Genomic DNA, 12,677 nt, shown 5'->3' with positions numbered 1-12,677 from the left:
TGACGAGGTCTGTGACGCCGTGTCCGCGGCCGGCACCGGCATCCGCTTCGGTGTGGTCGTCGGGATCGCAGCGGTCCCGTCGGTGGCGTGCGGGCCCGCCACGGACGGCTCCCCCGAGCGGACGGCGGCCCGGCCCGCCGTCGTGCTCGTGGCGACGGCGGACGGAGCGGCCGGCGTGGCCGTGAGCCCGGCGGCGAGCAGCGAATGCGCGTCGACGGACGTGGGATCGGTCGCCGGCACCGACTGGTCCGACGCCGAGGTCGAGGTCGACGCGGACGGCGTGACAGCGGTGCACGGCGTCGCGGCCGAACCGTCCGCCGTGCGACCGTCGGTGTCGTCCCGCTCGGCAGCGCCGTCGCCGGCTCGCCGCTCGGTCGCGGAGGCGGCGGTCAGTGCCGCACCGAAGGACCCGGCAGCAGCTGGGTCGGACGGCGCACCCCGGGTGGGGCTCGGTGCGGTGGGCACGGACGGCTGGGTGGCGATGGTCAGGCTCATGCGGCGCTCCCGGACTGCATCATGGACAGCAGCGCGGCGGTCTGCAGGTCGGTCGCGGAACGCGCAGCCGAAGCGCTCGGCGGGGTGACGGCCGCCGGGGCCGCCTGCGCGGGGACGATCCGCCGGATGGTCGCGATGTCGCCGTCGGAGTACCAGTTGTCGACGATCCGGACGTCCTTGCCGGGGCGCGGCGCGTGCAGCACCTTGCCGTCGCCGACGTAGATGACGACGTGGCCCTCGCCCTTCGGGATGATCAGGTCCCCGGGCTGGGCGTCCTTCAGGGAGCCGACCTCGACGCCCATCTTCGCCTGGTCCGGCACGACCCGGGGCATCGTGACCCCGAGGTCCTTGAAGACCGTCTGCACCAGGCCCGAGCAGTCCATGCCCGCGGTCGTCTCCCCGCCGAACACGTACGGCACGCCGAGGTACTTCTTCGCGTCGGCCACGACGTCGGCCCCGGTGGCACCGCTGCCGGTGGCGAGGGTGCCGGCCCCGGCGTCGACCGAGGTCGCGGGGGCACGGGTGGCCGTCGGGGTGGCCGAGGCCGTCGCACCGGCAGCGGTCGCGGCGCCGGTCGTGCCGTCGGCGGCGGCGAGGGCGTCTGCGAAGGCCGCGGACCCCGCGGCACCGCTGGCGGCGGAGGCGCTCGAGGCAGCCGTGGCCGTCCCGCCGCGCAGCGTGTCGATCTGGGACCGGATCTCCGAGATCCGGGAGAGCACCGCTTCGACGCTCATCGGGCACCACCTTCCGTGCGGCGTCGTGCCGCGATCTCGTCGAGGGCGTTCTGTTCGGTCCGGAGTTCCTCGGCCGCCTGCTGCTCGGTGTGCTTGCCCTCGAGCTTCTCGAGTCCGACGGCGGCACGGCGGGCGGCGGTGTGGTGCTGCTGCGCCCGGTCGGCGTCCGCGCGGCGGTTCTGCACGACGGCGTCGAGCTCCTCGAGCATCCCGCGCGTCGCGGCACGTGCTGCGGCGACGGCGCTCAGGGTGGCGGCGTCCTGGATCGGCCAGGCGTCCTCGCTGTCGGCGAGGCTCCGGCGTGCGGCGATCCGGGCGTCGGCCGCGTCACGCACACGCTCGTTCGCGGTGGCGAGCGTGGCGGCAGCACGGTCCTGCTGGGTGTGCCGCAGGCGCAGGAGCCCGGCGAGCGGGAAACGGCGGGCCATCACGACACCCCCAGCTGCTGCACGAGGCCGCCGAGGCGCTGCCAGGACGCATCTGCGGTGGCCCGCTCGTCCATGCCCTGGCGCAGGAAGGCGTCGATCGATCCCTGGTGGTCGACCGCGGCGTCCACCAGGGGGTTCGACCCGCGCTGGTAGGCGCCGACGTCGAGCAGGTCCTGGGCACCGGCGCGGGCGGCCATCACCTTCCGCAGCACGGTGGCCGCGGCTCGCTGCTCGGGTCGGGTGACCTTCGAGGCGACACGGGAGACCGAGCCGAGGGCGTCGACCGACGGGAAGTGCCCGGTGATCGCGAGCTTGCGGTCGAGCACGACGTGACCGTCCAGGATGCTGCGGGCGGCGTCCGCGATCGGCTCGTTGTGGTCGTCGCCGTCGACCAGCACGGTGTACATGCCGGTGATGCTGCCGACGCGGTCGGTCCCGGCGCGCTCGAGCAGGCCGGCGAGCACCGAGAACGTCGACGGCGGGTAGCCCCGGGTGGCCGGCGGTTCCCCCACCGACAGGCCGATCTCGCGCTGCGCCATGGCGACGCGGGTGAGCGAGTCCATCATGAGCACGACGTCCTGGCCGGCGTCGCGGAACGACTCCGCGATGCGGGTGGCCACGAACGCGGCACGCAGGCGCATGAGCGCGGGTTCGTCCGAGGTCGACACGACGACGATCGAACGCGCCAGCCCCTCGGGTCCCAGGTCGTCCTCCAGGAACTCGCGGACCTCGCGCCCGCGCTCCCCCACCAGGGCGATGACGTTGACGGCCGCGTCGCTGCCCCGCGCGATCATCGAGAGCAGCGAGGACTTGCCCACGCCGGACCCGGCGAACAGGCCCATGCGCTGCCCACGGCCGACGGTGGTCAGGGTGTCGAGGACCCGCACGCCGAGCTGCATGGGCGTGTCGATGCGGGTCCGCGCCATCGCGCTCGGGGTGTCGTGGTCGAGCGGGACCCAGGTGACTGGTTCGCCCCCGGGGCCTTCGAGCGGGCCGCGGTCGTCGATCGGCCGGCCGAGCCCGTCGAGCACCCGGCCGAACAGTCCGGAACCGGTCGGCACGAGCACCGGACGGCCGGTCGGACGCGCCGGTGTGCCGGCGGTGACCCCGATCAGACGGCCGAGCGGCATGCAACGGATGCCCGAGGCATCCGTGGCGACGACCTCGACCGCGGTCTGTTCGCCGTCCTCGGCGCCCACCGTGACGACGTCGCCGATGCGGGCGTCGAGCCCGGCGATCGTCAGCCCCAGGCCGACGGCGCTCGTCACGACGCCCACCCGCTGGGGTGCGGCGCGCAGCAGCGCCTCGTCGAGGCCGCGCGGGCGGAGCAGGGTGGCGGTCACCGGTCGGCTCCCGTCGCGTCGACACCGAGCGCGGTGCGTGCGCGGTCGAGCGCCGTCGCGATGCGCGCGTCGAGGATGCCGTCCGGCAGGTCGACGACGGCGTCGCCGTCGAGCAGGGTGCCGTCCGCCATCACCGGGACCGGCAGGTCGAGTCCGGCGACGCGCGCAGCGTCCGCCGGGCTGAGCCGGACGACCACCGGGACCGTGCGGTCGACGGACGCGAGCGCCCGCCGGACGGTGGCCTCGGCGCCGGAGGTGATCCGGGCCTCCCGACTGCCCGGTCCGTCCGGACCGTCGAGGACGGTCGCGTCGTGTGCGGGCCTGGAGGCGCGGACCACGTTGCCGACGATCGCCTCGGCCAGGTCGACTGCCGCGCTCGCGACCGACGCCTCGGCGTCCGCCAGGACGGGTGCGGCCGTGGACAGCAGGGCGTTCGTGGCGGCGTCGAGGACCGTGATCCGGCGTGCCGTGTCGGCCTGCGACGCGGTGACCCGGGCGGCGTGCTCGGCTTCGAGCCGGGCGCGCAGGGCCTCGGTCTCGGCCTGCGCAGCACGCAGCCCGGCGGTGTAGCCGGCCGCGTGCCCGCGGACGTCGGCGCTCGACGCGCGGTCGCGTCCGGCGGTGGCGGTGATCGCCGGGAAGGCGACGCGGTGCACGACGGTGTCAGTCAACGAGCTCGTCCTCCTCGGCGCGGTGCACGGTGACGATGCCCTGGGCCTCGAGCTCCCGCACGGAACGGACGACCTCGGCACGCGCTTCCTCGACCTGCGAGACCCGCACCGGGCCCATGGCCTGCAGCTCGTCGTCGAGCAGTTCGCGGTTGCGCTCGGACACGTTCGCCCGGATGGTCTCGACGACCGGCCCGGCGGCGCCCTTCATGGCGGTCGCGAGGATCTTGGAGTCGATGCCGCGCAGCACCTGCTGGATGTCGCGGGACTCGAGCTTCACGATGTCCTCGAAGGTGAGCATGCGCGAGCGGATGTCCTCGGCGAGCTCCGGGTCACGGGCCTCGAGTCCCTCGAGCACGGCCTTCTCGGTCGCGACGTCGGAGCGGTTGATGATGTCGACCAGGGGTGCGATGCCGCCGACGACCTCGACGCTCTCGCGCGGCGAGACGACCGCACCCGCACGCTGGCGCAGCACCCCGGCCACGATGCCGACGGCCTCGGGCGTCGCGCTGCCCATGGTGGCGAACGCCTGGGCGACGTCGGTGCGGACACGCTCGTCGACGCCGGCGAGCACTGCGCTGGCCTGCCCCGGGCCCAGGTGCGCCAGCACGAGGGCGATGGTCTGCGGCAGCTCGCCCTCGAGCAGGGTGACGACCTGGCCGGGTTCGGCGTCGTCGAGGAAGTCGAACGACTGCCCGGCGAGGTTCGAGGCCAGACGGTCCATCACGCCGGCGGCCCGCTCGGCGCCGAACGACGCCTCGAGCAGCCCGAGGGCGGTCTCCTTGCCACCGCGCTTCTGCGTGCGGCCGCTCATCGTGAGGCGGTGGAACTCGCTCATGGTCTGGTCGACGACGGTGTCCTCGAGGCGGCGCATCCGGACGATCTCGGCGGAGATCTCCTCGGCCTCCATCTCGGTGAACTGCTTCATCACCGCGCTCGCGCGCTCGGTCTCCATCTGCATGAGGATGAGCGCGACCTTCTGCGCGCCGGTCAGGGCACGGTCGCTCGGGCCGGTTCCGCCGCCGGGGCTCGGCATCAGCGCGCTCACACCGGCGCCCGGTCGTCCAGCAGCCCGCGCAGGAGCTCGGCGGTGCGCTTCGGGTCGCGCTCGGCCAGGGCGGAGATGTCCTGACGGCGGCGCTCGGCCGTGATCTCCTCGGTGGTCAGCACCTCGGTCGGGGCGTCCCCGGCGGGCATCGCCGAGAGCACGGCGGTCGGGGCGTCACCGGCACCGAGCGTCGCCCGGTCGTCGAGCCCGTCCATCGCGAGGGGCAGCTGGAACGTCTCGCCGGCGAAGGCGTCGAGCTCGCCGAGGTCGACGGCCTCGCGCTCCTGCTTGCGGTTGCGGCGGGCGACGAAGAACATGATCGCGATGACGGCCAGGACGATGCCGATCACGATGCCGGCGGTGCGGATCGACGACCACAGTGCTTCCTGCTGGTCGGCCTTCTGCTGCTCCTCGAGCGCCTTCGCGGCCTGGTCGGAAGCACTCGTGTCGAAGTCCATCATCGCCACCTTGACCTGGTCGCCACGGGCCTGGTCGACCCCTGCAGCGGCGGACACCAGGTCGTTGATGCTCTGCAGGTTCGCGTTCTGCACGGCGTCGGCCTTCGAGTTCAGCGCGACCGAGATGGTCTGCCGGTCGAGCCCGCCCGAGGGGATCTGCGTGGTCTCGGTGGTGTGGTCGACGGCGTTGTTCTTCGTCGCCGACTCGTTCTTGTACCCGTCGTCGCCGGCGCCGCTCGTGGCGGTGCCGTTCGGGACGGCGATGTTGTCCGGGCCGAGGACGCCGGTGGCACCGTTCCCTGCGCCGGCACCGGCGCCGTACTCCTCGGTGGTGCTCGACTCGTTCAGCGCGACCGGGCCCGAGGTCGGGCTCGTGTAGCTCTCCGACGTCCGGGTGCCGGACTCCTGGTTCATCGTCCCCGAGACCACGACGGTCGCGTTGCCGGCCCCGAGCGTGGTGTCGAGCAGGTCCTGGATCTTCTTGCTCGTCGCCGCGTCGTAGTCGGCGGCCTGGTCCGCGCCGCTGCCGGTCGCACCGGTGCCCACGGCCGACAGGGTCTGGCCCTTGGCGTCGACGACGGAGACGTCGGTGGGCTGCATGCCCTCGACCGAGGCGCTCGTCAGGTGCACGACGGCCTGCACCTGGTCGGTGCTGAGCTGCGTGCCGTTCTCGGTCGCGATGAACACCGACGCGGTCGGGTCCTTCTCCTCGGACACGAACACGGACTTCTCCGGGATCGCGAGCTGCACGGTGGCGGTCTGCACGCCGTCCATCGCGCCGATGGTCTTGGCGAGCTCGCCCTCCATCGCACGCTTGTACGTGACGTCCTGCTGGAACTCCGAGCTCGTCACGCCCATCTTGTCGAGCAGCGAGTAGCCGCCCTCGTTCGACGACGGCAGGCCGTTCGACGCCGCCTTGAGCCGCTCGGAGTACACCTGCGCCTGCGGCACGAGGATCGTCGCACCGCCGTCGGTGAGCTGGAACGGTACGCCGTCGGTCTGCAGCTGGTCCGTGATGGAGCTCGCGTCGGCCGCGGCGAGCCCGGTGAAGAGCGGCGCGTAGGACGCCTTGCCGAGCCAGGACGCCAGGGCGATCCCGCCGAGCACGAGTGCCGCGATCGCCAGGATCGCGATGGTGCGCTGGGCGGCGGAGAAGCCCTTGACGTACGCGGACAGGCGCGCGAGGACGTTCTTGACGGCGACGGGCATCAGGCCTGCATCCTCATGATCTCGTTGAAGGCGTCGACGCCCTTGTTGCGGACGGCGGAGACGAGCTCGAGCGTGACCTGCGCGCGGGTGGCGGCGATCGTGGCGTCGTGGATGTCGTCGAGGTTGCCGGTGACGGCCTTGAGCGCGAGGGTCTTCGAGTCGCTCTGCAGCGACTGCAGCCCGTCGACGGCGTTGCCGAGGCTCGCGGCGAACCCGCTGCCGTCGGTGCTCGTCGCGCCCGCAGCGCCGGCGACGTCGCCGGACGTGCCGGACACCCCGGTCAGTGCGTTCGTCATCGCGTTGGTGGTCACACCGTTGACGGCGTCGATGGGCATCAGTTCTTCCCGATCTGCAGTGCCGCCTCGTAGGCGGTCTTGGCACGGTCGACCACGGCGGCGTTCGCCTGGTAGCCGCGCTGGGCCATGATGAGGTCCGCCATCTGCGTGCCGAGGTCGATGTCGGGCATGCGGACGTAGCCCTCCTCGTTCGCGAGCGGGTTGTCCGGGTCGTAGGTGACACGGCCGGCGGCGCTGCCGAACGCGGCGCCCTTGACGTAGGCACCGGAGACGCCGGCGCCTTCCTGCACCTCGACGTACCGCGCCTGGAACGCGGTGTCGTCCATCGACTTCACGGTGTTCGCGTTGGCGATGTTGTCCGAGACGGCGTCGAGCCACTTCCGGTGCACGGTCAGACCGGTGCTCGCGATGCCGATCGCGTCGAAGGTCGTCACGAGTTCGTCCGCATCGCCGCACGGACGCTGGTGAGTTCGGAGTTCATCGCCTGCGTCGCGAACTGGTACCGCAGCACCGTGTCGATGTTCGACAGCGTCTCCTCGTCGAGGTTGACGTTGTTGCCGTTCGTGTTCGTCGGCTCGAGGCTGCGCGCCATCGTCGGCGTGGTGGCGCCGTCGCCGTCCACGATCGACTTCGCCAGGGCGTCCTCGAACTGGACCTTCTCGGCGTGGTAGTTCGTCGTGTTGATGTTCGCGATGTTGTTCGCGATCACCTTCTGGCGCATCGACAGGCCGTCGAGTGCACTCTGCAGCGCGACGCTCGTCACGGAATCGAACACGGAAGGGTCCCCCTCGTCAGGGCGTGTCGTCGTGCTGACGACGTCGCCGTGCGGTGGTGGCCGATCCCTGGCCGAACTGGTGAGCGATCCGTGCTCGTGGGGCGCTATCGGAGCCCGTCGTCGGCCGCGTTAGGCGTCGCCCCGAACGGGGGGCGGGCGGCGCTGCACGGGGCGGAGCACCCGAGATGCGACAGAGCACCCGTCGGTCGACGGGTGCTCTGTCGCAGAACTGGTGCGGGGGCGCGGGTCAGGCGGACGCGTCGAGGTACACGGACCCGCGGGGCTCGCGCGTGGCGTCGACGGCGCGCAGGGCGCCGAGGTGCTCCAGCGTCGAGCGGCGGTCCGCCTCGAGCGCCGTCATGCGGTCCCGCTGCGCGGCGAGCAGCCGGGAGGCCCGTCCCACCAGGTCGCGCGGCAGCGGTCCCAGCCCGGCTGGCTCCGACCACCCGGCCACGGCCGTGGAACCGGCCGCCTGCCCGGCGGCGTCGCGTTCCAGGGACGTGAGCAGGGCCTCCCAGACGGCTCGCCCGTCGGGCTGCTCAGGCGACACCGAGGGCTCCCCCGGTCGGCTGCTGCGTGGCGGGCGTCGCTGGCAGCGACGCGGCCGCCTCGTGCCACGACTGACGCAGCGGCTCGAGGATCCGGATGCAGTCGCGGGTCGCCTGCACGTCGCGGTGCACGTTGGCGGTGATGAGCGAGGTGGACGCGTAGTTGTACACGGCGAGCAGGCCCTCGCCGCCGTCCCAGACGTCGATCCGGAGCGTGCTGGACAGCTCCCCCACGATGGCCTGGGCGTGCAGGAGCTGTTCGCGTGCCGCCGCCCAGTCGGCGGCGACCTGCGCAGCCTCGGCCCGGTGCAGGTCGAGCAGCAGTCGGTCGTAGAGCATCGTCACGAGCTGGGCCGGGGTCGCCGAGAGCACGGCCTCGTTCGTGTACTGGGCACGTCGCTGGTCGGTGACGGTGCGGGGCTGGGCAGCCTGGCGGAAAGCGGCGGCCTGGAAGTCGAAGGTCATGGTCGTTCCCGTCAGCTCGACGTCGAGGCGAGCTGGCTGGCGAGCCAGCTCGACTGCGACTGGAGCTTGCTGAGGCTGGTCTCGAGTGATGCGTAGAGGGTCTGCAGCGAGGCCCGGCGCATCGCCAACCGGTCGGTCCAGCTGTCGATCTGGGTGGTCAGGTCCTTCGCGACGGCCTGCTGGCCGGTGATGGAGGTCGTGACGGAGCCGTCGTACTTGTCGGACGCGGCGGTGGCTGCGGCGCCGACGTTGGCGGCCACGCCGGAGAGCATCGCCTGGGTGGCCTTCGGGTCGGTCGCGAGGGCTTTCTGGAAGACCTCGGGGTCGAAGGTGAAGGTGCCGTCCTTCATGATCACGATGCCGATGGTCGACGGCGACTTGCCGTCGACGGGGGCGGACATCGTGCTCGTCAGGCGCTGCACCGCGTCGCGGGAGGCGCCGTCGCCGGTCAGGACACCGGCTTTGGTCGTCGTGGTGCCGGACGTGGCACTGGTCGTGCTCGACACCGTGGTGTTGGTCTTGTAGTAGGCCGCGATCGCGTTCATGGCGTCAACGAGCCCGGAGGCCACGGACTGGGCCTTCGTGGTGTCCTGCGCGACGGTGACGGTGACCGGCTCGGCGGTGGTCTTCGACACCGTGACGTCGACCCCGGGGACGAGGCCCGTGAAGGTGTTGGTGGCGCTCGTGACCGTCTGCGCGGCGGCGGTGCCGGCCCAGAGGGTGACACTGGCATCGGTCGCCGCGGTCACGACCGCGGCACCGGTCTCGGTCAGGACGTTCGTCGCGGTGCCTGCTGCCACGGCGTCCGCGCCACCCCGGTAGACCTGGAACCCGCCGGCCGCCCCGGTCTTCGCGGACGTGAGCTGCAGGCGGGAGAGCTTGGTGCCGTCGGCGTCGGTACCGGCGGAGACCTTCGTCGCGGTGACGCCCGCACCGGCCTTGTTCAGGGCGGACACGACGTCGTCGAGGGAGCCGGACGCCGGCGTCACCGTGGTCGACTTGCCGTCCGCGCCGACGATCGTGATCGGCTGCGCATCGCTGGCCCACGTCGACATCGCAGCCGTGACACCGACCTGGGCCGAGGCGGTCGATCCGACGGTGAAGCTGATGGACCCGGCGGTCGCGCCGGTGCCGGTGAGGGCCGTGACGCCGGCAGCGCTGCTCGTCGCGGCGAAGAGGTCCAGCGACGAGGCCTTCGCGGCGTCCGCGGCCTTGGTGGCGAGCCCCTGGATCAACCCGTTGAGCGTCTGCAGTGACGAGATGAACGAGTTGGTGGTGGTGAGCTTGTTCTTGAGCAGGGTCTGCGGGACGCCCTCGACGCTCATCAGCGAGTTGATGAGGTCGGTCGTCTTGAGACCGCTGACCAGACCGTCGATCGCGAGGCTGGTGCTCGAGGACACGGACGAGGACATCGTCGACACTCCCTGGCGTCGTGGAGGTGGTCAGGACGGCGAGGTCCGCCCTCCGTGCCCGCAGGGGGCCCGGAGGGCGGACCGCGTGATGGCTAGCGCAGGAGCGAGAGCACGCCCTGGGTGCTCTGGTTCGCCTGCGCGAGCATCGAGGTGCCGGCCTGGCTCAGGATGTTGTCGCGCGTGTACTTGACCATCTCCTGTGCCATGTCGACGTCGGTGATGCGCGAACCGGCAGCCGTCAGGTTCTCCTTGGCCACGTTCGTCACGTTGATGGCGTGGTCGAAGCGGTTCTGGATGGCACCGATGGTCGAACGAGCGGAGGAGACGTACTTGATCTGCTCGTCGATCGCGGTGATGGCAGCCTGAGCGTTCGTGGCCGAGTCGAAGGTGAGCGCGCCGACCGCGGTCGACACGGACTCCACGTTCGACTTCGACAGGTCCACGTCGATCTGGCTCGCCGCGTCACCGTTCGCGCCGACCTGGAACTTCAGCACCCCTGCGGCGCCGGCGGAGCCGTCGAGCAGCTTGATGCCGTTGAAGTTGGTCGACGCCGAGATGCGGGTGAGCTCCTTGGTGAGCTCGCCGACCTCGGTGGTGATCGCCTTCCGCGAGTCCTCGTTGTTCGAGTCGTTGCCGGCCTGGACGGCCAGGTCGCGCATGCGCTGGAGGATCGAGTGGGTCTCGGTGAGGCCACCTTCAGCGGTCTGCACGACGGAGATGCCGTCCTGCGCGTTGCGGGCGGCGACCGTGAGGCCACCGACCTGGGACTTCAGCCCCTCGGAGATCGTCAGACCGGAAGCGTCGTCGGCAGCACGGTTGATGCGGAGGCCGCTCGAGAGCTTCTCGAGGGACTTCGACAGGTCGTTCTGCGTCGAGTTCAGGTTCCGGTACGTGTTGAGTGCCGAGAGGTTGGTGTTGATGGACATACCCATGGTGGTTTCCTCCGTGAACGTGGGTCGTGCGTCTGCCCGTCCGTGGGCTGACATGGATGACTCTCGGCCGGTCGCCGGGAGTCGTTAGGGGATCGGCGGAGAAGTTTCCGCCGACGTCTCAACTCGCCGCGACGGCCGGTCCTGCTGCAGCGTCGTGCACCGCGCGGGCGACACCGGCGGCGGCGTTCGTGGCGACACGGGCCAGGTACGCACTGCGACGGGCCGCGGTGGTGCGGCTGGCGGGCTCGACGGTGGTGCCGTCGCCGTAGTGGGCGGCGAGACCGTCGTGGAGCAGGCGCATCGCCTCGGAGCGCTGCTGCGAGACGGCGGAGTGCGTGATGCCGAGCTCGGCGGCGACGTCGGTGACCGATCGGTCGCCGAAGTACACGGCCTCGACGATGAAGCGCATCCGCTCGGGCAGGGCCTCGACCGCGGCGCGGAGGTACCGGCGTTTCTCGGTCTCGAGCAGGTCGTCCCCCGGGAGCGGCAGGTCGGCCGCGACCAGGTCGTGCACGGTCTCGTCGAGGGGCGCGACGGTGCGGGCGGCGTCGCTCATCGCGTCCACCGCGGTCTGCTTGTCGACGCCCATCGCGTCGGCGATCTCCTGCGCACCGACGGTCCGGCCGAGTCGCGCCGACAGGGCCTCCTGCGTGGCCAGGGTCTCGCGGATGCGCTTGCGGGTGCCGCGGGAGGCCCAGTCGGCCGAGCGCATGTCGTCGGCCAGTGCCCCGGTGATCCGGGTGCGGGCGTAGGCGCCGAACGGGACGCCGAGGGTGGGGTCGAACGCATCGGCCGCGGCGACGAGGGCGAGGGACCCGACGGCGGCGAGGTCGTCGCGGTCCAGGTGCGTCGCCCGGGAGCGGACGTCGGCCACGATGTAGCCCACGAGCGGGAGGTGCTCCACGATCATCGCGTTGCGTTCGGTGCGGTCCATGCTCATCCCCTGGTCGACCTGACGTGTGTCGGCTCACCCGTCCGTGGGCGCGACGAACGCCGGCCTCGGATGGCCGGTGCGTACGCCGAAGAACCGCCCGGGTCCCTCCGAGCGGAGCACCCCGTGTCGTTCCCGAGCGGTTCCGGGCGTCCCCCGGGGTGCGTTCTGAATGTATCGGCTGGCAATGGGCTGAGTGGGTCCACATGCGTCCCCAGTGCGGGGGTGTCAGGGCCCGGATCCGGTCGGCATTTCTGGGGACTCCGGGTGGGGAACGACCGTTCTTGTCCCCCGACAGGGCTCATCGGGTCACAGTCTCGGCGAGTACGGAGTCGGCACTCGGCCGCGGGGGCTTACGGTCGCGACCACCGAGTCGATAGGTCCCGGTGTCCGCAGGATGACGGACCGGGGGCCACCCCGACGAACCACCACCTGGGAGGAGCTGATGAGCGTGAACGACCTGTCCGCCGTGCTCTGGCGCGAACGCGAGCTGCTCGAACTGCTCACCTTCAAGCTCGAGGAGGAGCAGCTCCTGCTCACCGCGGGCCGCTCCCGCTGGGTGTCGCACGCCAGCCGCGAGGTCGAGCAGGTCCTCGACCGGCTCCGCAGCACCGGACTCGAGCGCGCCGCGCAGAGTGCCGAGGTCGCCGAGGAGTGGGGCGTGCCCGCCGACGCTCCCCTGCGGGACGTCGTCGCCGCGGCGCCGAACGGCCCGTGGGGCGAGATCCTGTCGTCGCACCTCACCGCGATGGTCGAGCTGACCACCCAGATCGGCGCGCTGCGCGACGAGAACGACCGGTTCCTCCGTGCCGCCGCCCAGGCCACCGAGGAGACCCTGGCCGGGACCGTCACCGGCGCCGCCACCTACGACGCCACCGGCACGTCGGGTGCCGGCGCGGACGGCGCCCGCCTGTTCGAGGGGACGCTGTAACACC

The 12,677-nt window shown here is 71.9% G+C and carries 15 protein-coding genes and 1 pseudogene; 1 reads left to right on the top strand and 15 read right to left on the bottom strand.

All coding sequences use genetic code 11. The features are described 5' to 3' along the window. The 15 genes and pseudogenes from H489_RS38060 to H489_RS23545 all read right to left on the bottom strand — a co-directional run. Positions 1-495 (bottom strand): annotated as a pseudogene (locus tag H489_RS38060) (hypothetical protein); the annotation flags it as partial. Further along, positions 492-1,229: a C40 family peptidase gene (locus H489_RS23610; RefSeq protein ID WP_017886143.1), complete on the bottom strand. Its 738-nt coding sequence runs from the start codon at positions 1,227-1,229 to the stop codon at positions 492-494. The gene H489_RS23610 and the pseudogene H489_RS38060, both read right to left, overlap by 4 nt. Beyond that, a complete protein-coding gene (locus H489_RS23605) occupies positions 1,226-1,657 on the bottom strand; it encodes a flagellar FliJ family protein (protein ID WP_017886142.1) in 432 nt (143 codons plus the stop codon). The genes H489_RS23610 and H489_RS23605 overlap by 4 nt, the downstream gene beginning before the upstream one ends. After that, positions 1,657-3,000 (bottom strand): FliI/YscN family ATPase, encoded by a 1,344-nt coding sequence (locus tag H489_RS23600; RefSeq protein WP_017886141.1) that lies wholly within the window; start codon positions 2,998-3,000, stop codon positions 1,657-1,659. The genes H489_RS23605 and H489_RS23600 overlap by 1 nt, the downstream gene beginning before the upstream one ends. Then, entirely contained in the window at positions 2,997-3,671 is a 675-nt protein-coding gene (locus H489_RS23595) for a hypothetical protein (protein ID WP_017886140.1), read from the bottom strand. The genes H489_RS23600 and H489_RS23595 overlap by 4 nt, the downstream gene beginning before the upstream one ends. Beyond that, entirely contained in the window at positions 3,664-4,704 is a 1,041-nt protein-coding gene (gene fliG, locus H489_RS23590; protein WP_042537259.1) for a flagellar motor switch protein FliG, read from the bottom strand. The genes H489_RS23595 and fliG overlap by 8 nt, the downstream gene beginning before the upstream one ends. Before the next feature lie 8 nt (positions 4,705-4,712). Beyond that, positions 4,713-6,383 carry a flagellar basal-body MS-ring/collar protein FliF gene (gene fliF, locus H489_RS23585; protein ID WP_017886138.1) on the bottom strand — a complete coding sequence of 557 codons (1,671 nt, stop codon included), beginning with the start codon at positions 6,381-6,383 and terminating at the stop codon, positions 4,713-4,715. Then, positions 6,383-6,718, bottom strand: coding sequence for a flagellar hook-basal body complex protein FliE (fliE, locus tag H489_RS23580; RefSeq protein ID WP_017886137.1), 336 nt, complete (start codon positions 6,716-6,718; stop codon positions 6,383-6,385). Before fliE ends, fliF begins: the two co-directional genes overlap by 1 nt. Further along, positions 6,718-7,113 (bottom strand): flagellar basal body rod protein FlgC, encoded by a 396-nt coding sequence (locus H489_RS23575; RefSeq protein WP_017886136.1) that lies wholly within the window; start codon positions 7,111-7,113, stop codon positions 6,718-6,720. The genes fliE and H489_RS23575 overlap by 1 nt, the downstream gene beginning before the upstream one ends. Beyond that, a complete protein-coding gene (locus tag H489_RS23570; protein ID WP_017886135.1) occupies positions 7,110-7,454 on the bottom strand; it encodes a flagellar basal body protein in 345 nt (114 codons plus the stop codon). The genes H489_RS23575 and H489_RS23570 overlap by 4 nt, the downstream gene beginning before the upstream one ends. Before the next feature lie 247 nt (positions 7,455-7,701). After that, positions 7,702-8,004: a hypothetical protein gene (locus H489_RS23565; protein ID WP_017886134.1), complete on the bottom strand. Its 303-nt coding sequence runs from the start codon at positions 8,002-8,004 to the stop codon at positions 7,702-7,704. Then, complete coding sequence (fliS, locus tag H489_RS23560) at positions 7,994-8,467, bottom strand: flagellar export chaperone FliS (RefSeq protein WP_017886133.1); 474 nt, start codon at positions 8,465-8,467, stop codon at positions 7,994-7,996. The genes H489_RS23565 and fliS overlap by 11 nt, the downstream gene beginning before the upstream one ends. 11 nt (positions 8,468-8,478) lie before the next feature. Continuing rightward, positions 8,479-9,867, bottom strand: coding sequence for a flagellar filament capping protein FliD (gene fliD / locus H489_RS23555; RefSeq protein ID WP_235045654.1), 1,389 nt, complete (start codon positions 9,865-9,867; stop codon positions 8,479-8,481). Between the two features lie 104 nt (positions 9,868-9,971). After that, the gene (locus tag H489_RS23550; protein ID WP_031259268.1) at positions 9,972-10,811 is read right to left on the bottom strand and encodes a flagellin; all 840 of its coding nucleotides are present in this window, start codon (positions 10,809-10,811) and stop codon (positions 9,972-9,974) included. Positions 10,812-10,929: 118 nt separating this feature from the next. Then, positions 10,930-11,745, bottom strand: a complete 816-nt coding sequence (locus tag H489_RS23545) for a sigma-70 family RNA polymerase sigma factor (protein ID WP_040419087.1) — start codon at positions 11,743-11,745, stop codon at positions 10,930-10,932. A 442-nt stretch (positions 11,746-12,187) separates the two neighbouring features. On the opposite strand from H489_RS23545, the gene H489_RS23540 reads away from it, so the two are divergent. Further along, positions 12,188-12,673 carry a flagellar protein FlgN gene (locus H489_RS23540; protein ID WP_017886129.1) on the top strand — a complete coding sequence of 162 codons (486 nt, stop codon included), beginning with the start codon at positions 12,188-12,190 and terminating at the stop codon, positions 12,671-12,673. The last annotated feature ends 4 nt before the right edge of the window (positions 12,674-12,677 follow it).

The organism is Curtobacterium flaccumfaciens UCD-AKU (assembly GCF_000349565.1).
Classification (GTDB): Bacteria; Actinomycetota; Actinomycetes; order Actinomycetales; family Microbacteriaceae; genus Curtobacterium; species Curtobacterium poinsettiae.
Note: the sequence above shows the minus strand (reverse complement) of the source record. Positions and strands in the feature narration are given on the sequence as shown.